The following is a 15047-nucleotide window of genomic DNA, read 5'->3' as shown; positions in this document are numbered from 1 at the left end:
CGCAGCCGGCGCTCATACAGCAGCTCATCATGGCCTCTGCCCTCACCGAAAAACTGTCTCGACTGGTCAAGGAGGTGCGCGGCCAGGCCCGCATCACCGAAAGCAACGTCAGCGACATGCTGCGCGAGGTGCGCATGGCCCTGCTGGAGGCCGACGTCGCGTTGCCCGTGGTGCGCGACTTCATCGCGCGCGTCAAGGAAAAGGCGCTCGGCGCCGAGGTGGTCGGCTCGCTGACCCCTGGCCAGGTGCTGGTCAGCGTGATCCAGCGCGAGCTCGCCGCGACGATGGGCGAGGGGGTCAGCGACATCAACCTGGCCGCGCAGCCGCCAGCCGTGATCCTGATGGCCGGCCTGCAGGGCGCGGGCAAGACCACCACCACCGCCAAGCTGGCCAAGTACCTGATCGAGCGGCGCAAGAAGAAGGTGCTGACGGTCTCGGGCGACGTCTACCGCCCGGCCGCGATCGAGCAGCTCAAGACCGTGACCAAGCAGGCTGGCGCCGAATGGTTTCCGAGCTCGCCCGAGCAGAAACCGCTCGACATCGCGCGCGCCGCGCTGGACTACGCGAGGAAGCATTACTTCGACGTGCTGCTGGTCGACACCGCCGGCCGGCTGGCGATCGACGAGGCGCTGATGGCCGAGATCAAGCAGCTGCACGCGGCGCTCAATCCGGTCGAGACGCTGTTCGTGGTCGACGCGATGCAGGGCCAGGACGCGATCAACACCGCCAAGGCCTTCAAGGAGGCGCTGCCGCTGACCGGCATCGTGCTGACCAAGCTCGACGGCGACTCGCGCGGCGGCGCCGCCCTGTCGGTGCGCGCGGTCACCGGCGCGCCGATCAAGTTCGCCGGCGTCTCCGAGAAGATCGACGGCCTGGAGCTGTTCGACGCCGAGCGCCATGCCGGCCGCGTGCTGGGCATGGGCGATATCGTCGCGCTGGTCGAGCAGGTCACGGCCGGCATCGACCTGGCGGCGGCGGAGAAGCTGGCGGCCAAGGTCAAGAGCGGCGACGGCTTCGACCTGGAGGATTTCCTCGACCAGATCCGCCAGATGAAGAAGATGGGCGGCCTGTCGAGCTTCATGGACAAGCTGCCGAGCCAGATGTCGGCCAAGGCCAGCGAGGCCGATCTCGGCCGCGCCGAGAAGGAAATGAAGCGCAAGGAAGGCATCATCTGCAGCATGACGGCGCAGGAGCGTCGCAAGCCCGAGCTGATCAAGGCCACGCGCAAGCGCCGCATCGCCGCTGGCGCCGGCGTCCAGGTGCAGGAGGTCAACCGCTTGCTGAAGGAATTCGAGCAGATGCAGTCCGTCATGAAGAAGATGAAGGGCGGCGGCCTGATGAAGATGATGAAGAAGCTCGGCGGCATGAAGGGCCTGGCCGGCATGCCGGGCATGCCCAAGCTGCCGGGCATGTAAGCCGTTCGCGGCGGCGGAGGGCTTTGATGGACGGCGACGCTTTGCTCGTGCTGGAACTGGTGCTGGGGCTGCCAGCGCTGGTCGCCGCCTGCTCGCTCAAGCCCTGGCGCATGTTGCGCGGCCCGCTGCTGACGCCCGCGCTGGCCGCGCTCGCCTTGCTGCCCTGGTTCTGGCTGCTGCCGCAGCAGCTGCCCCAGGGCCTGCAGGTCCAGCTCTCGGGCGCCAGCCTGCTGGCCCTGATGCTGGGCTGGCCCTTGGCGGTGCCCGTGCTGGCGCTGGTGGCGCTGCTGGTCTGGCTGATCGGCCAGCACGATGCGCTGGCCGTGCTGTCGCAATGGGTCTGGTTGGGCCTGGTGCCCGCGACGCTGGCGCTCGGCATCGGCGCCCTGTTGCGGCGCTTCATGCCGGCCAACCCGTTTGTCTACACGCTGGGGCGAGGCTTCCTTGGCACGGCGCTGGCGGTGTTTGGCGCCGGCCTGCTGCAGGAATTCGCCCAGCGCTGGCTCACCGGCGTGAGTCTGCAGGAGGCGCTGGTGGCGCGCTGGCTCATGGCCTGGGGCGATGCCTTCCTGACCGGCATGTTCTGCGCTATCTTCGTCGCCTTCGCGCCGCAGTGGCTGGCGACCTGGTCGGATCGGCGCTACCTGGAGCCGCCGCCAGGCTGAAGGCGCTGCTTCGCGCCATGCCAGGTCAGAGCAGCGGTCTCATGCTGCGCGCCGTGTCCTGCAGCACCGGCAGCACGCGCCGGACGGCGTCTGCGCTGCCCTCGTTCTGCATCGGCATGGTCACGCTCATCGCGGCCACCAGATGGTCCTTGTGGTCGTAGAGCGGCACGGCCACGCCGCGGTAGTTCATTTCGAGCTGTTGTTCGGACAATGCCCAGCCCTGGCGCTGGATCAGCTCAAGCCGCCCGCGCAACTCGTCCCGGTCAACCACGGTGTGCGAGGTGTAGGCGCGCAATTCCTGCCGAGCCAGCCAGGGCTCGTAGACCTCGGGGCCCGACATGGCCAGTATCACCAGGCCGGCCGCGGTCACCTGGGCCTGCACGCGCGAGCCCAGCATGTAGCCCGCATTGAGCTGGCGGTGGGTGCCGCTGCGCGCGACATGGATCAGTTCATCCTGCTCCAGCACGCCAGCGTAGGCGACCTCGCCGGTGCCGGCGGTGACCCGCTGCAGATAGGGCTGGACCGCGCGCGGCAGCCTGGCTGATTCGAGGTAGGCCTGACCCAGGCGCAGCACGCGCGGCGTGAGCGAGAACAGCTTGCCGTCGGTCGCGACATAACCCAGATGGACCAGCGTGAGCAGGTGGCGGCGCGCCGCCGTGCGGGTCAGGCCGCAGCGCTGGCCGGCCTGGCTGGCGCTCAGGCGCGGGTGCTCGGCGTCGAAGGCCTCGATCACGGCCAGTCCCTTTTCGAGCCCGGCGATCCAGTCGCGGCGTTCGAGCGTGAAGGGGGGATCGGAGTCGTTCATGGATTCTGGCCTGTTTCGTTCGATGATTGATGTAAATGGTTCGATTATCGATCGCCGTGAGTGAGCAGATGCGAGAAAAGCCCCCCGGACTGGCTTACAGTGCTGGCTGAACCTGGAGATATCCTATGAGTGACCTTCTGCTCAAGTCGGCCGGCGAGCGCGAGCCGCTGCAAGCCTCTTTCAGCGACGCCGCCAACCCCATCGGCCTGGACGGCATCGAGTTCATCGAGTTCGCGACGCTCAAGCCGCAGGCGCTGGGCCAGGTGCTCGAAACCATGGGTTTCAAGCCGGTCGCGCGCCACCGCTCGCGCGAGGTGCTGCTGTACCGCCAGGGCGAGCTCAACATCGTGGTCAACGCACACCCGCCGGTGGCCCAGGGCACTGGCCGCGTCAGCGAGGCGCCGAGCATCTCGGCCATCGCGCTGCGCGTGCGCGACGCGCGCGCCGCCTACGAGTATGTGCTCGAGCGCGGTGCCTGGGAGGTCAGCACCCACCCCGAGGTGATGGAGCTCAATATCCCCGCCATCCACGGCGCCGGTGGCAGCCGGATCTACTTCGTCGATCGCTACAAGGAGTTCTCGATCTACGACGTCGACTTCGTGCCGATTCCGTCGGTCGAGCAGCGCCCGGCGGCGACGGCCGGCATCCATTTCTTCGGCATCGTGCAGTACATCGGCCCGGAGCGCAGCTACGACTGGATCGAGTTCTACCGCGAGCTGATCGGCGCCGAGCTGATCCCCGACGAGCAGCGCTTCGGCATCATGCCCAAGGGCAAGCTGCTGCGCACGCCGGCGCTGGACCCGGACAAGCGTTTCATGATCCAGCTGATCGAGCCCGATGTCAACGTGCTGGACGCCGACGAGCGGCTGCAGCGCATCGGCCTGGGCGTGCCCGACGTGCCGGCGGCGGTGCAGGCGTTGCGCGCGCTCGGGGTCGAGTTCGTCGAGAGCCCGGCCGCGCACAGCGGCGCGCGCGGCGCGATCAGCAAGACCTACCTCGGATCGGTGGTGTTCGAGTTGGTCCACGACGAGAAGGCCTGAACCATGACGCTCAAGCGCAGCACCGCCCAGGCCATCGCAGGCTTCGGCATGGACACCATCACGCTGGCCGGGCCGCTCGAGGCCAAGCTGGCCGCGATGAAGGACGCCGGCTTCAGTCAGGTCATGCTCAAGGCCAATGACCTGGTCGGCCACCTCGGCGGCTGGCAGGCCGCGGTGCGGGCCGTGCAAGACAGCGGCCTGCGCGGCACCGGTTTCCAGGTGCTGCGCGATTTCGAGGGTCTGAGCGGGCATCTGCACCACTACAAGGTCGACATCGCCAAGATGATGCTTGAGATGTGCGCCGCGCTCGGCTGCAAGGTGCTGCTGGCCTGCTCGTCGACCTCGGCGCACGCGAGCTCGGACCTCGACCAGATCGCGCGCGACCTGCGCAAGCTCGCGCTGCTGGCGATTCCGCACGGCATCAGAATAGCCTACGAGGGCCTGTCCTGGGGCCGCACGATCAACGAGTTCACCACCGCCTGGGACGTGGTCCAGCGCGCCGACTGCCCGAACTTGGGGCTCGGCATCGACTCGTATCACATCTTCGCCGCCAAGACTCCGCTCGACGAGATCGACTACCTCGACCCGAGCAAGATCTTCCTGGTGCAGCTGGCCGATTTCATGTGGCAGGAGACCAAGACCTTCGAGGAGCGCATGGCGACCGCGCGCACCTTCCGCGTCTTCCCGGGCGAGGGCGTGCACAGCGAGCAGCTGGTCGACCTGGTGCTGCGGCTCGACCGCCTGGGCTACCGGGGCGACTACAGCTTCGAGGTCTTCAACGACGACTATGTGCAGATGCCGCTGCCCTTCGTGGCCGAGCGCGCGCGCCGGTCGGCGCTCTGGCTGGCCGAGGAGGTGCTGCGCTGCTCGGTGCCGCTGCCGAACCAGATGCGCTTGAAGACGCCGGGCTGAGGCTGGCGCAGACGCAAGTGGGGCCGGCGTATCAGCCGTATCAGCCCAGCCCGTGCATCACGACCCAGATCCAGGCGTTGACGCTGAAGAAGGCCACCACGGTCGAGGCCACCAGCAAGGTGGCGGCGTAGCCACCGTGGCCCAGGCGCTGCGCCAGCGCCGAGAACAGCGCGGGCATCGGCATGCAGGCGTAGAGGATGGCGGCCTGGTGCAGCTCGGGCGCGACCGCCGGCAGCAGGGCGAGCGCGGCCAGCACGCACAGCGGGTGCAGCAGCAGCTTGCCGCCGACCACGACCGGCAGGTCCAGCTGCATGCCTTGCAGGCGCTGGCCGACCAGCACGCCACCGATCATGAGCAGCGCGACGCCGGTGGCGGCCGACCCGACGATCTGCAGGCTGCGGTCTAGCACATAGGGCAGTTTCAATTCCAGCGCCGAGCAGGCCACGCCGGCCGCTATGGCCCAGATGATGGGATTGCGCGCCAGCGTGCGCAGCGACTGGGCCAGCGAACGCTGCCAGGGCAGACTGGCGTCGCGCCCGGCCAGCAGCAGCATGACCGGGACCACCAGCAGGTTCTCGACCAGCACGCCGAGCGTCATCGCGATCGCCGCGCCCGGGCCGATCAGCTCGCTGACGATGGGAAAGCCGACGAAGATGGTGTTGGAGGCCGACATGCCCATGCCGGTCAGCGCGGCCCGTGGCCAGGCCATGTGGCGCCAGCGGCCGTAGAGCACGCCGGCCAGCAGCGCCACCGCCGAGCCGGTGCCGTAGACTGCCAGGTAGCGCAGGTTGAGCACCTCTTGCAGCGGGAACTGGGTGATCGCGCGGCAGACCAGCGCCGGCAGCAGGAAGTCGACCAGCAGCTTGCCCAGCACCAGCATGTCCTCGCGCTTGAAGAGGCCGCGCCAGACGGCCAGGTAGCCGACCGCGATCAGCAGGAAGATGGGCGAGGTGATCGAGAGGATATGCAGCATGGCGGAAAAAAGCCCGCGAATGCGGGCCGGTGTGGGGCAGGGCGGGCGCTTGGTAGCCGCGAGGCTGTCAGTATGACAGACGGGCCACCGAGCGCAGCTGCTCGGCGGTGGTGCTCGGCAGGCCGAAGTATTCGAGGTAGGCCGGGATCTGCTCGAACAGCATGTCGGAGCCGACCTGGGTGCGGCAGCCGCGCTCGCGCGCCGCGGCCAGGAAGGCGGTCACCTCGGACGCCATCACCACCTCGCCGACGAAGGTCTCGGGCGCGAGCCGGTTGACGTCGAGCGGCAGCGGGTCGCCGGCCTTCATGCCCATCGGCGTGGCATTGACCACCAGATCGCAGCCGGTTGGGTCGTTGCTGCCGGTGCGGACCTCGATTTGCGGGTAGTGTGTTTGGATGCGCTGGCCCAGGGCCTCGGCCGAGGCGGTGTTGACGTCGAACAGGCCGATCGAGGCGATGCCGGCGCCGGCCAGCGAAGCCGCGATCGCCGAGCCCACGCCGCCGCCGCCGACCACCAGCACGCGCGCGCCGCTCAGGTCCAGGCCCTTGCGCTGCACGCCGCGCACGAAGCCGGCGCCGTCGAACATGTCGCCGACCAGCCGGCCGTCAGCCAGGCGTTTGACGGCATTGCAGGCGCCAGCGACCTTGACGGTGGCCGTCACCTCGTCGAGCAGGCCCACCGTCGTGACCTTGTGCGGCATCGTGATCAGCGCGCCACGGATATTGGTGAGCTGGAACACCGACTTGAGGAAGGCCGGATAGTCCGGCGCCTGGCAGCCCATCGGAACCACCACGCAGTCGATGCCGGCCTGCTCGAAGTAGGGGTTGTAGATCATCGGCGACTTGAAGCTGAAAGTCGGGTAGCCAATGTGGGCGATGATTTCGGTGTTGCCGGTGATCATGGTCGGTTTTATCGGATTCAGGCCTTGCGGGCGGCGGAATGGACGAACTTGCGCACCAGGCCGTCGATCGCGACCAGGTAACCGTCGACGCCAAAGCCGACCACGATGCCGGCGGCGGCCGGCGAGACCCAGCTGTGATGGCGGAACTCCTCGCGCGCGTGCACGTTGGAGATATGGCACTCGATCACCGGCAGCGGATCGACGCCCTTGATCGCGTCATGCAGCGCGATCGAGGTGTGGGTGAAGGCGCCCGGGTTGAAGACGATGCCCAGCGCCTCGCCCGCCTGGTAGAGACGGCCGTACTCATGGATCTTGTCGAGCAGCGCGCCTTCCCAGTTGCTCTGGAAGCACTCGACTTCGTAGCCGATCCGCTCGCCATGGGCCTGGCAGAACGCCTCGACATCGGCCAGCGTGGTGTAGCCGTACTGGGCCGGTTCGCGCGTGCCGAGCAGATTCAGGTTGGGGCCGTTGAGGATCAGGATCTTCTTCATTTTTGTACGAACCGGTTGGTTTTCATGCTGTCAAGAAAGGGGCGCCGGCAGCCCGGCGTCCCTGTCGCGCTTACTTGCGGACCTTGGCCAGTTCGGCCTGCAATTCCTGCACGGTTTCCTGGCCGACGTTGACCGCGTACTTGGCGGTCACCGGGCGCAGCTTGTCGCGCAGCTTGGCCAGTTCGGTCGGCGGCAGCTCGGTGACCTGCATGCCGCCCTTCTTCAGGTTGGCCAGCGCGCCGGCGGTCTGGCCGCGGTTGAACTCGCGCTGGTACCTGGCTGATTCCTTGGCCGCATCGGCGACGACCTTCTGCTCGCTGGCGTCGAGCTTGTCCCAGAACTTCTTGCTGATCAGCACCGACTGCGGGTTGTACTGGTGGTTGCTCAGCACCAGGTGCTTCTGCACTTCCTGGAACTTGTTGGCGTGGATGACCGAGATCGGGTTCTCCTGGGCATCGATCGCGCCTTGCTCCAGCGCGCCGTAGACCTCGGGGAAGGGCAGCGGGGTCGGGTTGGCACCCAGGGCCTTGACCCAGTCGACGTTGATCGGGTTCGGGATCACGCGCAGCTTGAGGCCGGCCAGGTCCTCGACCTTGTTGATCGGGCGCTTGCCGTTGCTGATCTGGCGGAAGCCCAGCTCGTAGTAGGCCAGGCCGATCAGGCCCTTGGGTTCGAGCCTGGCGTGCATCTTCTGGCCGAAGGCGCCGTCCATGATGGCGTCGGCTTCCTTCTCGTTGCTGAACATGAAGGGGAAGTCCCAGATCGCGAATTCCTTGACCTGATTCGACAGGATGCCGGAGTTCATCGTCACCATCTCGAGCGTGCCGCCCTGCAGCGCCGAGACGTTGGCCTGGTCGCTGCCCAGGGTGCCACCAGGGAACAGGTTGACCTTGAGCTTGCCACCCGACCTGGCCTCGACGATCTCCTTGAACTTCTCCATGCCGGCCACCAGCGGGTGGCCCTTGGGGTTCTGGGTCGCGAACTTGATGGTCTTGCTGCTCTGCGCGGCGGCCATGCCGCAGGCGGCCAGCGTGACGGTGGCGAGGACGGTCTTGATGAACAGGCGTTTCATGTGGAGTCTCCAGTCTGAGGATGGATGGTCGTACGCTTGATTATTGCGCCTGGCATGGCGTACCCGTTCACGCCAGGCGCTTGGGAACCGTGGTTCAGCCGTAGAACCAGCGCGCCGGGACCATGACGAGCTCGGGGAATATCACCATCAGGAACAGCAGCGCGAACTGCGCGATCATGAAGGGCCAGACCCCCTTGGTCACCTCGTCCATGCTGATCTTGCCGACACCCGCCACGGTCGAGAGCACCGTGCCCACCGGCGGCGTGATCAGGCCGATGGCGTTGTTGATCATGAACAGCACGCCGAAGTAGACCGGGTCGATGCCGGCGGCCTTGACGATGGGCATCAGCACCGGCGTCAGGATCAGGATGGTAGGCGTCATGTCCATCGCGGTGCCGACCAGGATGACGACGCCCATGATGGCGAACATCAGGATGGTGGGGTTGTCCAGCAGCGGCTCCAGCAGCGCGACCAGATCGGCCGGCAGGTTGGCCACCGTGATCATCCAGGCCGAGACCATAGCGGCGGCGACCAGGAACATGATGACCGAGGTGGTCTTGGCCGCGGCCAGGAACAGGCCGTAGAGCTGGTTCAGCTTGAGCTCCTTGTAGACCAGGGTCGAGATCAGCAGCGCGTAGACGGCCGCCACCACGGCCGCCTCGGTCGGCGTGAAGACGCCGAACTTCAGGCCCACCACCACGATCACCGGCAGCACCAGCGCGAAGGTCGCGTCCTTGAAGGCGGCCAGCACCTGGGCCTTGCTCGCGCGCGGCGCGGCCTTGATCTTCTCCTTGCGCACCAGCAGCCACCAGGTGATCCAGAGCGCCGCGCCCAGCATGAGGCCCGGGGCGATGCCGGCCATGAACAGCTTGGAGACCGAGACGTTGGCCGCGACGCCGAACACCACGAAGCCGATCGAGGGCGGGATGATGGGCGCGATGATGCTGGCGGCCGACAGCAGGCCGGCCGAGCGCGCCGGGTCATAGCCCGCGCGGTTCATCATCGGCAGCAGCAGAGCGGCCAGCGCCGCCGCGTCGGCCACCGCCGAGCCCGACAGCGCGGCCATGATGATGGCGGCCATGATGCCGACATAGCCCAGCCCGCCCCGCACATGGCCGACCAGGGTCATCGCGAAGTTCACGATCCGGCGCGACAGGCCACCGGCGTTCATGATCTCGCCGGCCAGCATGAAGAAGGGCACGGCCAGCAGCGGGAAGCTGTTGCTGCCCTCGATCACGTTCTGCGCCAGGATCTGCGCGTCGAACATGTCCAGGTGCCACATCAGCGCCGCGCCCGACAGCAGCAGCGAGAACGCGATCGGCACGCCCAGCATCATGGCGGCAATCAGCGCGCCCAGAAAGAGGGTTATCGTCATGGAATTCTCCTATTCGGTTCAGCCAGTGGTTCAGGGATGCGGATCGCCATGCGGCATGTCGTCGGACTCGCGCACGCCGATCAGCTCGCCCTCGCTCAGGCGCCCGGCGAGCAGCTTGAACAGGTCGTGGCTCAGGATCAGGCCCGCGAGCACCGAGAACACCACGCCCGACGCATAGAACCAGGCCATCGAGACTTCCATCACCGGGCTGGTGGTTTCGTAGTTGATCACCACCTGGTCCCAGGAACCACGGAAGATCAGCCAGGCGCAGAACAGCATCAGCACATGGGCCAGCAGGAAGCAGACCTTCTTGCCCGCGACCGGCAGCTTGGCGATCAGCGTGTCGGTGCCCAGGTGACCCTTGTCGTGCAGGCCCACGAAGGCGCCCAGGAAGGTCATCCAGACGAACAGCCAGCGCGAGAGTTCCTCCGACAGCGTGAGTCCGGAGTTGAAGGCGTAGCGCAGCACCACGTTGGTGAATACCAGCACCACCATCAGCGCCAGCGCCGCCACCATCAGCAGCGACAGCAGCTTGGAGAGCTGGTCTATGAGTTTTTGAAGCATGAGGTTCTCCTGGAAGCAGCGAATTGTACGAACTGGTTAGTTTTTTTTGTAGCTGGGGGAAACCCTCGTTTTCCACCGAGGGTTGGTCGCGCGGGGTCAGCTCCGCAGGTGGCGCCAGACCATGTCGATCACGCTCTCGCGCCGCTGCGCCAGGTAGTCGGGCGAGGCGGTATCGAGCTTGAAGATCAGGCCGAAGGTGTGCCGGTTCGAGACGTTGAAGAAAGACAGCGCCGAGATCGAGGCGTGGATGTCGACCGGGTCCAGCCCCGGGCGGAACACGCCGCCGGTCACGCCGCGCTGGTAGAGCTCGCGGATCGCGTCGATCGCGGGCACGTTGAGGTCCTGGATGTACTGGCTCTGGCGCATGAACTGGCCACGGTGGATGTTTTCCGACATCACGATCCGGACATAGCTCTCGTTGCGCAAATGGCGGTCGAAGGTGAAGCCGACCAGGCGGCGCAGCGCGGCCTCGGGCGCCAGACTTTCCAGGTGCAGGTCGGTTTCCTCCTGGCGGATCTTGCGATACGACTCCTCCAGCACGGCGAGGTAGAGCCCCTCCTTGCTGCCGAAGTAGTAGTAGATCATGCGCTTGCTGGTCTGGGTGGCGGCGGCGATCTCGTCGATGCGGGCGCCGGCCAGCCCCTTCTCGCCGAACTCCTGCTCGGCGACGGCCAGGATGTTGGCCTTGGTGCGCTCGGGGTCGTTGGTCCGGGACCCCTTCGTGAATGAATGTACTGGTTCGTTCATTCTGGCGAGTATAGGAGCGGGGTCCGGCCCTGGCCATGCTCGAAAACCCTTGGCTGGCAGAAGAAAATTGGACAAACTCCTGATGACGCTAAAAACGCTGCTATACTTTCGGCTTCAGCGGCTGTAGCTCAGTTGGATAGAGTACTTGGCTACGAACCAAGGGGTCGTGGGTTCGAATCCTGCCAGCCGCACCATATATAGAAAACGCCGCGCCAACGGTGGCGTTTTCACTGCAAGAGTTTCATCCGTCGCAAGACGAACTACGGTTTAGCGGCTGTAGCTCAGTTGGATAGAGTACTTGGCTACGAACCAAGGGGTCGTGGGTTCGAATCCTGCCAGCCGCACCATATATAGAAAACGCCGCGCCAACGGTGGCGTTTTCACTGCAAGAGTTTCATCCGTCGCAAGGCGGACTACGGTTTAGCGGCTGTAGCTCAGTTGGATAGAGTACTTGGCTACGAACCAAGGGGTCGTGGGTTCGAATCCTGCCAGCCGCACCAATCAAAAAACCTGCTGCAGCAATGCGGCAGGTTTTTTTTCGCCTTGACCGCGCGCTTGGCGGCGGTCAGCAGTGCCTCAGCAAAATCTCTGTCTGAGCACGCCCCAGATCTGGGGGTAGGCCGCACGAAGCTGGTCAAAGGGAGCTCGAAACTGTCCCGCGCCGTTGATGCACCACGGCAGCAGCCCGTGGTCGTCTGTTTTCAGCAGCTCGTCGATAAAGTTGGTGGAGTCCAGGTCCGGTGCTTGTAGAGCGGTAGTCACTTTCTGGCACAAATGCCGAAAAGTCTTGTGGTAGCGTTCCGCCAAGGCTTCACGACGATCAAGTTGCAACACATCCACTGTCGCCACGCCTTTTGTCATCCAATCGTTGGCTGTCAGGTCGAAACGAGCCACCAGGTTGCCAGTGTCCGGGTCGAAGTCCATGTAGTCCCATGGGTCCTCGATGGTCGGGTCAATGAGCAGTGGCTGTTGGTACTGATCCAGTGGAAACCGAACGCCCTTGATGCGCCCGCACTCCGTGCAGCACAGCAGCCAGTTGGCCCAGTCAAAAGCTCTGCCGGGGTAATGGCCTTTGGGCCAGAAATGCTCGACGTCGGTGCCATGGTTGTCCACGCAATACATACAGGGCTCGGTCGGCCCCATGGATTTTTGCAGAGCCTTGAGTGCCTGGCCTACGGTTTTGGTGGCGCGGCGACCTTTCCAGAATGCGTCAATGTTCAGCATCCCCGTTGACTGTCGCCGATTGATCTCTTGCTGTTGGCGCTCCAGGTATTGCGCCACTCGATGGGGCAATTCCGGTCGCTGCACCCGTTTCATGCCGTCATTCCTCGTCGGTCACGAACAGCTTGAGCTGCTGCAGCGCCTCGGTTTCCTGCGCCGATAGCGCCGCGCCCGCATTGCGCTTGGCCGCCAGCTTGGAGTAATCCGCACGGGCCTTGACGGCACGCGGCGAGCGTGTGTTCTGCAGACCGAAAGCCGAAGTCAGCAGGATGGTGTCGGGGCGCGAGGCGATGATGCGCTGGTATTCGTCATGGTTCAGGGCGCGCGGCTCCTGCATGCTGCCAGGTTCAGGCAGCACGAACAAGCCGTTCGGGTCGGCCGCCTGGCAGATGATGGGGCTGTGCGTGGTGACCAGGAACTGGATGTTCGGGAAATGTGCCTTGAGCCAGAAACCGATTTTCTGTTGCCATTCGGGGTGCAGGTGAGCGTCGATTTCGTCGATCATGACCACGCCGCTGCGCACGACGCGCAGCTTGTCCTCCGCATCGCGCTCGGTCAGGCCGTCGAAGCCGTAAGCCTTGATCAGATGGCGCAGGATGTCGGCCAGCAGAGCCAGTGCGGCACGATAGCCATCGCTCATCTCGCTCCAGGCCAACTGCATGCCATTGCGATCGCGTAGCCACAGACCGTCCGAATCAACACGGTCGATCGTGATCTGGTTCGGCATCAGGTCATCGCGCAGGATTTCAAGAATCAGATCAAGCAACTGTGCTTCAGGCTGTTTCTGTTCCAGCTTCTTGTGGCTCAGGCTCCTGAGCCATTGGTCCACCTCGAACAGCGAAGCGGCCTCCTGGAACATCGTCACGTAGCGCTCTGTAGTCGAACCGACCATGAGCCGGGTGGCTTCGGGCGAAGCGCCGAACACGCGCCGGAACGGTCCGTAGCCGCAAGAGAACCATCCCTTGGCCTGACCCGACCAGGGACCGCGCTGCGCCGAGATCGCCTTTTTCTTCGAGGCGTCTTCCTCCAGCATGGCATCGGAATTGACAGCCTTGAGGTGAATCACGGCCTGGAACGGGCTGTAGCTGGTGCGCCCGACTTGGAGGTATTCGTCCACGCCCTTTTCTGGCACCAGGGTCAGTTCGATCGTGCCGCTCTGCTGCTGCGAACCTTCGCTGATCCAGCGGTGAAAGCTCGGCTGCAGCGAGCGCGCCACGTCGCGTCCGGTCAAGCCGATCGCGATCGCCTTGAGCAGCGTGCTCTTGCCCGATCCGTTGTCGCCCGTGAATACCGTCCAGCCGGCGTAAGACCCGTCAGGCCTCGCCAGACTGAACGACAAGTTTGTGAAGCCCTTGAGGTTCTTCAAGGTAACGTGATCAAGGTACATGGCGGTCCTTCGTTTTCAAGGCGTTGCGGACGACATTTTCAGCGCGCTTTACTTCAGTACAGTCGCCGCGCATGCACACGGCGACTGCTGCCATCACGCCGCGGCCAGCGCCTGCTCCAGGTCGGCCTTCAGGTCGTCGATATGCTCGATGCCCACGCACAGGCGCACGGTGTCCTCGGTCACGCCCGAAGCCTCCAGCTCGGCCGCCGACAGTTGGCGGTGGGTGGTGGACGCGGGGTGGGTGGCCAGCGAGCGCACGTCGCCGATGTTGACCAGGCGGGTGAACAGCTGCAGCGCGTCGAGGAAGCGCTCGCCACCGGCACGGCCACCCTTCACGCCAAAGGTCAGCAGGCCGGAGGCACGGCCGCCCATCAGCTGCTGCACCAGGGCGTGGTCCGGGTGGTCGCTCAGGCCGGCGTAGTTCACCCATTGCACCTTCGGGTGGTTCTTCAGGTACTGCGCCACCGCCAGCGTGTTGTCGCAGATGCGGTCCATGCGCAGCGGCAGCGTTTCGATGCCCTGCAGGATCAGGAAGGCGTTGAACGGCGAAATCGCCGCGCCCATGTTGCGCAGCGGCACCACGCGCGCGCGGCCGATATAGGCGGCGGCGCCCAGCGCTTCGGTGTAGACGACGCCGTGGTAGCTCACGTCAGGCTCGTTCAGGCGCTTGAAGCGCTCCTTGTGCCGCGCCCAGGGGAACTTGCCCGAATCCACGATCGCGCCGCCCAGGCTGTTGCCGTGCCCTCCCAGGTACTTGGTCAGCGAATGCACGACGATGTCGGCCCCATGCTCGAAGGGGCGGCACAGATAGGGACTGGGCACCGTGTTGTCAACGATCAGCGGCACGCCATGGCGGTGCGCGACCTCTGCCAGCGCGGCAATGTCGGTGATGTTGCCGCGCGGGTTGCCCAGCGATTCGGCGTAGATGGCCTTGGTGCGGTCGTCGATCAGCGCCTCGAAGCTGCCGGGATCGGTCGAGTCGGCAAAGCGTGTCTGGATGCCGTACTGCGGCAGCGTGTGCGCGAACAGGTTGTACGTGCCCCCATACAGCGCGGCCGACGAGACAATGTTGTCGCCCGCCTCGGCGATCGTCTGGATGGCGTAGGTGATGGCGGCCTGGCCCGACGCCAGCGCCAGCGCGGCGATGCCGCCTTCCAGCGCGGCCACCCTGGCTTCGAGCACCGACTGGGTCGGGTTCATGATGCGGGTGTAGATGTTGCCCGGCACCTTCAGGTCGAACAGGTCGGCGCCGTGCTGGGCGCTGTCAAAGGCATAGGCCGCCGTCTGGTAGATCGGCGGCACCACGGCCTTGGTCGTGGGGTCGGGGCTGTAACCGGCGTGGACGGACCGGGTCTCGAATTTCCAGTTGTCTGACAAGGGATGTCTCCTTTTGGGGTGGTGATGGGAAGGTTGGCTGAGATTCGGTCTCAGGTAGAGACCAGGATTTCCCAGGAATAAGGCGACGGGGCCAGCGGTCGC

At 65.4% G+C, this 15047-nt stretch carries 15 protein-coding genes and 3 tRNA genes; 7 read left to right on the top strand and 11 right to left on the bottom strand.

From position 1 onward, the window contains the following. Nucleotides 1-29 precede the first annotated feature (29 nt). Nucleotides 30-1415 carry a signal recognition particle protein gene (gene ffh / locus PHR85_RS00640; protein WP_300049239.1) on the top strand — a complete coding sequence of 462 codons (1386 nt, stop codon included), beginning with the start codon at nucleotides 30-32 and terminating at the stop codon, nucleotides 1413-1415. Between the two features lie 26 nt (nucleotides 1416-1441). Next, nucleotides 1442-2080, top strand: a complete 639-nt coding sequence (locus PHR85_RS00635; protein ID WP_300049237.1) for a hypothetical protein — start codon at nucleotides 1442-1444, stop codon at nucleotides 2078-2080. Between the two features lie 25 nt (nucleotides 2081-2105). Here PHR85_RS00635 and PHR85_RS00630 read toward each other — a convergent pair whose 3' ends face one another. Continuing rightward, complete coding sequence (locus tag PHR85_RS00630; protein WP_300049235.1) at nucleotides 2106-2885, bottom strand: IclR family transcriptional regulator C-terminal domain-containing protein; 780 nt, start codon at nucleotides 2883-2885, stop codon at nucleotides 2106-2108. Between the two features lie 125 nt (nucleotides 2886-3010). On the opposite strand from PHR85_RS00630, the gene PHR85_RS00625 reads away from it, so the two are divergent. Then, a complete protein-coding gene (locus PHR85_RS00625) occupies nucleotides 3011-3925 on the top strand; it encodes a 4-hydroxyphenylpyruvate dioxygenase (RefSeq protein WP_300049233.1) in 915 nt (304 codons plus the stop codon). A gap of 3 nt (nucleotides 3926-3928) precedes the next feature. Then, entirely contained in the window at nucleotides 3929-4837 is a 909-nt protein-coding gene (locus PHR85_RS00620) for a sugar phosphate isomerase/epimerase (protein ID WP_300049232.1), read from the top strand. Between the two features lie 40 nt (nucleotides 4838-4877). Here PHR85_RS00620 and PHR85_RS00615 read toward each other — a convergent pair whose 3' ends face one another. From PHR85_RS00615 to PHR85_RS00585, 7 genes are all read right to left on the bottom strand, one after another. Beyond that, a complete protein-coding gene (locus tag PHR85_RS00615; protein ID WP_300049230.1) occupies nucleotides 4878-5810 on the bottom strand; it encodes an AEC family transporter in 933 nt (310 codons plus the stop codon). Between the two features lie 67 nt (nucleotides 5811-5877). Beyond that, nucleotides 5878-6711, bottom strand: coding sequence for a shikimate dehydrogenase (locus tag PHR85_RS00610; RefSeq protein WP_300049228.1), 834 nt, complete (start codon nucleotides 6709-6711; stop codon nucleotides 5878-5880). A gap of 17 nt (nucleotides 6712-6728) precedes the next feature. Continuing rightward, nucleotides 6729-7202: a type II 3-dehydroquinate dehydratase gene (gene aroQ / locus PHR85_RS00605; RefSeq protein WP_300049226.1), complete on the bottom strand. Its 474-nt coding sequence runs from the start codon at nucleotides 7200-7202 to the stop codon at nucleotides 6729-6731. Nucleotides 7203-7272: 70 nt separating this feature from the next. Continuing rightward, entirely contained in the window at nucleotides 7273-8274 is a 1002-nt protein-coding gene (locus PHR85_RS00600; protein ID WP_300049224.1) for a TRAP transporter substrate-binding protein, read from the bottom strand. Between the two features lie 94 nt (nucleotides 8275-8368). After that, complete coding sequence (locus PHR85_RS00595) at nucleotides 8369-9649, bottom strand: TRAP transporter large permease subunit (protein WP_300049222.1); 1281 nt, start codon at nucleotides 9647-9649, stop codon at nucleotides 8369-8371. Between the two features lie 30 nt (nucleotides 9650-9679). Further along, complete coding sequence (locus tag PHR85_RS00590; protein ID WP_300049220.1) at nucleotides 9680-10213, bottom strand: TRAP transporter small permease; 534 nt, start codon at nucleotides 10211-10213, stop codon at nucleotides 9680-9682. 96 nt (nucleotides 10214-10309) lie between these two features. Next, complete coding sequence (locus PHR85_RS00585; RefSeq protein WP_300049218.1) at nucleotides 10310-10960, bottom strand: TetR/AcrR family transcriptional regulator; 651 nt, start codon at nucleotides 10958-10960, stop codon at nucleotides 10310-10312. Nucleotides 10961-11077: 117 nt separating this feature from the next. Here PHR85_RS00585 and PHR85_RS00580 point away from each other — a divergent pair. The 3 genes from PHR85_RS00580 to PHR85_RS00570 all read left to right on the top strand — a co-directional run bounded on the left by PHR85_RS00580 (nucleotide 11078) and on the right by PHR85_RS00570 (nucleotide 11460). Next, a tRNA-Arg gene (locus tag PHR85_RS00580) sits at nucleotides 11078-11154 on the top strand. Between the two features lie 76 nt (nucleotides 11155-11230). Next, nucleotides 11231-11307, top strand: a tRNA-Arg gene (locus PHR85_RS00575). 76 nt (nucleotides 11308-11383) lie between these two features. After that, a tRNA-Arg gene (locus PHR85_RS00570) sits at nucleotides 11384-11460 on the top strand. A 76-nt stretch (nucleotides 11461-11536) separates the two neighbouring features. Here the strand turns inward: PHR85_RS00570 and PHR85_RS00565 are convergent. The 3 genes from PHR85_RS00565 to PHR85_RS00555 all read right to left on the bottom strand — a co-directional run bounded on the left by PHR85_RS00565 (nucleotide 11537) and on the right by PHR85_RS00555 (nucleotide 14945). Then, a complete protein-coding gene (locus PHR85_RS00565) occupies nucleotides 11537-12277 on the bottom strand; it encodes a hypothetical protein (protein WP_300049216.1) in 741 nt (246 codons plus the stop codon). Between the two features lie 4 nt (nucleotides 12278-12281). Then, nucleotides 12282-13568: an AAA family ATPase gene (locus PHR85_RS00560; protein WP_300049214.1), complete on the bottom strand. Its 1287-nt coding sequence runs from the start codon at nucleotides 13566-13568 to the stop codon at nucleotides 12282-12284. 93 nt (nucleotides 13569-13661) lie between these two features. Further along, complete coding sequence (locus PHR85_RS00555; protein WP_300049213.1) at nucleotides 13662-14945, bottom strand: aminotransferase class I/II-fold pyridoxal phosphate-dependent enzyme; 1284 nt, start codon at nucleotides 14943-14945, stop codon at nucleotides 13662-13664. Nucleotides 14946-15047: the final 102 nt, after the last annotated feature.

It is taken from the genome of Malikia sp. (assembly GCF_028687635.1).
GTDB lineage: Bacteria > Pseudomonadota > Gammaproteobacteria > Burkholderiales > Burkholderiaceae_C > Malikia.
This window is presented reverse-complemented; position numbering and strand designations above follow the sequence as displayed.

What these genes read in the sequence shown, in the direction of transcription:
- ffh (WP_300049239.1), top strand. Translation starts at nt 30, where the DNA reads ATGGCCTCTGCCCTCACCGAAAAACTGTCTCGACTGGTCAAGGAGGTG.
- PHR85_RS00635 (WP_300049237.1), top strand. Translation starts at nt 1,442, where the DNA reads ATGGACGGCGACGCTTTGCTCGTGCTGGAACTGGTGCTGGGGCTGCCA.
- PHR85_RS00630 (WP_300049235.1), bottom strand. Translation starts at nt 2,885, where the DNA reads ATGAACGACTCCGATCCCCCCTTCACGCTCGAACGCCGCGACTGGATC.
- PHR85_RS00625 (WP_300049233.1), top strand. Translation starts at nt 3,011, where the DNA reads ATGAGTGACCTTCTGCTCAAGTCGGCCGGCGAGCGCGAGCCGCTGCAA.
- PHR85_RS00620 (WP_300049232.1), top strand. Translation starts at nt 3,929, where the DNA reads ATGACGCTCAAGCGCAGCACCGCCCAGGCCATCGCAGGCTTCGGCATG.
- PHR85_RS00615 (WP_300049230.1), bottom strand. Translation starts at nt 5,810, where the DNA reads ATGCTGCATATCCTCTCGATCACCTCGCCCATCTTCCTGCTGATCGCG.
- PHR85_RS00610 (WP_300049228.1), bottom strand. Translation starts at nt 6,711, where the DNA reads ATGATCACCGGCAACACCGAAATCATCGCCCACATTGGCTACCCGACT.
- aroQ (WP_300049226.1), bottom strand. Translation starts at nt 7,202, where the DNA reads ATGAAGAAGATCCTGATCCTCAACGGCCCCAACCTGAATCTGCTCGGC.
- PHR85_RS00600 (WP_300049224.1), bottom strand. Translation starts at nt 8,274, where the DNA reads ATGAAACGCCTGTTCATCAAGACCGTCCTCGCCACCGTCACGCTGGCC.
- PHR85_RS00595 (WP_300049222.1), bottom strand. Translation starts at nt 9,649, where the DNA reads ATGACGATAACCCTCTTTCTGGGCGCGCTGATTGCCGCCATGATGCTG.
- PHR85_RS00590 (WP_300049220.1), bottom strand. Translation starts at nt 10,213, where the DNA reads ATGCTTCAAAAACTCATAGACCAGCTCTCCAAGCTGCTGTCGCTGCTG.
- PHR85_RS00585 (WP_300049218.1), bottom strand. Translation starts at nt 10,960, where the DNA reads ATGAACGAACCAGTACATTCATTCACGAAGGGGTCCCGGACCAACGAC.
- PHR85_RS00565 (WP_300049216.1), bottom strand. Translation starts at nt 12,277, where the DNA reads ATGAAACGGGTGCAGCGACCGGAATTGCCCCATCGAGTGGCGCAATAC.
- PHR85_RS00560 (WP_300049214.1), bottom strand. Translation starts at nt 13,568, where the DNA reads ATGTACCTTGATCACGTTACCTTGAAGAACCTCAAGGGCTTCACAAAC.